Annotated in this window: 1 protein-coding gene; it reads left to right on the top strand. The window is 23.1% G+C overall.

Going from position 1 to position 642, the window contains the following annotated elements; translation table 11 throughout:
• On the top strand, positions 1-398 hold a 398-nt coding region (locus tag OL66_RS02510; RefSeq protein ID WP_034172326.1), incomplete at its 5' end, for a Panacea domain-containing protein.
• Between the last annotated feature and the right edge of the window lie 244 nt (positions 399-642).

Raw genomic sequence — 642 nt, 5'->3', positions numbered from 1 at the left:
ATAAATTATTATATTATATTCAAGGTCATTATATTGCTAAATATAATGAACCACTTTTTTTAGAACCTATCGAAGCTTGGATGTTTGGGCCTGTTATTCCTCATATTTATGGTGAATTTTTTAATTTTGTAAATAATCCAATTCCCAATAATTATATTTGTGAAGGAAAGACTGGTAACGAAATAAATCAAGAAATTCAAGAATTTATTAAAAAAACCCTTAATAATTATATTAATTTAAGTTCTTATGATTTGAGTGTAAAAACTCATAACGAAAAAACTTGGGGAAACGCTTATAATCCACGTAAAAAATGGAAAAATAATATTATCACTCCTCAATCTTTAAAAGAGTTTTTTGCAAAAGAGCAAAAGGAAGAAAATAAACATGAATCCAAATGACAAAATTGAAAGAGTTAAATAATAAAAATTTTAAAGAAATAGAAAAACAATTAAAAAAAGAAAGATAGGTTTTTCAATTGACAAATAAAATTCAATTCGGTCAATTTTTTACTAAAAAACAAAATTGGTTCACAAAACCATTAGAAGAATTTATTTTTGATAATTTAAAAGAAAATCATATTATCTTAGATCCCTTCGCTGGCGAAGGGGATATTTTAAATTTTTTAAAATATTATTTTAAAAA

Source organism: Chrysanthemum yellows phytoplasma (assembly GCF_000803325.1).
Lineage (GTDB): Bacteria > Bacillota_I > Bacilli_A > Acholeplasmatales > Acholeplasmataceae > Phytoplasma > Phytoplasma asteris.
This window is presented reverse-complemented; position numbering and strand designations above follow the sequence as displayed.